The sequence below is a fragment of the Tateyamaria sp. genome (genome assembly GCF_059783535.1).
The window spans coordinates 1-1,431 of sequence record NZ_JBYNDP010000206.1 but is presented as its reverse complement, the minus strand read 5'-3'; the positions used below and the strand labels follow the sequence as shown (position 1 = coordinate 1,431).

At 56.1% G+C, this 1,431-nt stretch carries 2 protein-coding genes; one reads left to right on the top strand and one right to left on the bottom strand.

Features of this window, described 5'->3' with window-relative positions:
* On the top strand, positions 1 to 1,131 hold a 1,131-nt coding region (locus AC6RA8_RS21335; protein WP_500355698.1), incomplete at its 5' end, for an OpgD/OpgG family glucan biosynthesis protein.
* Positions 1,132 to 1,170: 39 nt separating this feature from the next.
* Here AC6RA8_RS21335 and AC6RA8_RS21330 read toward each other — a convergent pair.
* Positions 1,171 to 1,431 (bottom strand): hypothetical protein (locus tag AC6RA8_RS21330; RefSeq protein ID WP_500355696.1); only part of this gene is annotated, 261 nt, incomplete at its 5' end.

Below are 1,431 nucleotides of genomic sequence, written 5' to 3'. Positions count from 1 at the left end.
GGATTCAGAGTCATGCGGCCGGGTCTCGAACCCGACTGGATATCTTTTCTCGGCGCGTCATACTTCAGGACAGATGGACCCGAAGCACAATACGGGCTGTCAACGCGTGGTATTGCAATAAACACCGGGTTGAACACGCCCGAGGAGTTCCCCCGCTTCACAGCATTTTGGCTTGGCCCCCCTGAGACAGACGACGAAGAGCTGTCGATTTGGGCCGAGTTGGATGGCCCCTCGATTACAGGTGCTTACCGTTTCGGCGTTGTCCGCAATGCAGCTTATGGCGGGCATTTAACGCGCATTTCGGCACATCTTTTCCTGCGCGAAGGTGTTGAACGGCTGGGTGTGGCCCCGCTGACAAGCATGTATTGGTATTCAGAGCGCGACCGCGCCGGGGGCGACGACTGGCGTCCGGAAATTCACGATAGTGATGGCCTTGCCATGGCAGCCGGAAGCGGCGAACGACTTTGGCGACCACTGAGCAATCCTTCAAGTGTTACGACCTCAAGTTTCATGGATGAAAACCCTGTCGGTTTCGGATTGATCCAACGCGACCGAACATTTGAGAACTATCAGGACGATGGCGTTTTTTATAATCGACGCCCGTCGGCCTGGGTCAAGCCGATTGGCGATTGGGGACCCGGACAAGTCCAGCTTGTGCTGATCCCAACGGAGGACGAAACCTTTGACAACGTCGTCTCCTACTGGGTGCCGGACAGTGCAACCGACAAAGGTGCTGCCTTCCAATTTGACTACGAGATTGAATGGCGAGCGCGTGATCCCTTGCCGGAAGCCGTCGCGTGGGTCGTAGCGACGCGGCAAGGTCAGGGCGGTGTCCCCGGCGATCCCTTGCCAGAGGGCGTTGGCAAGATGGTGATCGATTTCGAAGGGCCGTCATTGAACGGGTTGAATCGCGACAGTGGTGTTGTTCCGATCATCGATGCCGTGAATGGTCGTATCCTCGAGCCGATTGATGCCTATCCCATAGTAGGAACGGATCATTGGCGGTTAACCTTCGACTTCGAACAGACCGGCCCTGAACCAGTCAGTCTGCGCGCTTACCTGCAGCACAGGGACCGCGCGTTGACTGAAACCTGGTTGACGGATGCATGGGTGGAGCGCGGACAAGGGTAGGCCTAGTCCGCAGTGATTTGGAGGCGTTGCTCTGCCCAGCTAGCTGCTTTTGGGGCCACCTTTATCAATGTCTGTCTTGTTTGCTGGTCGACGCTCGTAAAGAAACCAGAATTCGGTCGTCTTGGTCAATTCAAAGTGCTGAGCAAGGTATGGGCCGTAGATTTCCTGCATCTTTTCAGTTGTCCCCTCCGCGACGGGCTTCTTCGGGATCATGATGACATCTACACCACCCAGCATCTCTTCTGCGGGAAGATGAACTTCGAGGTCGAAGTTGCGGTTGTCGTGCATCCATGCATTGCC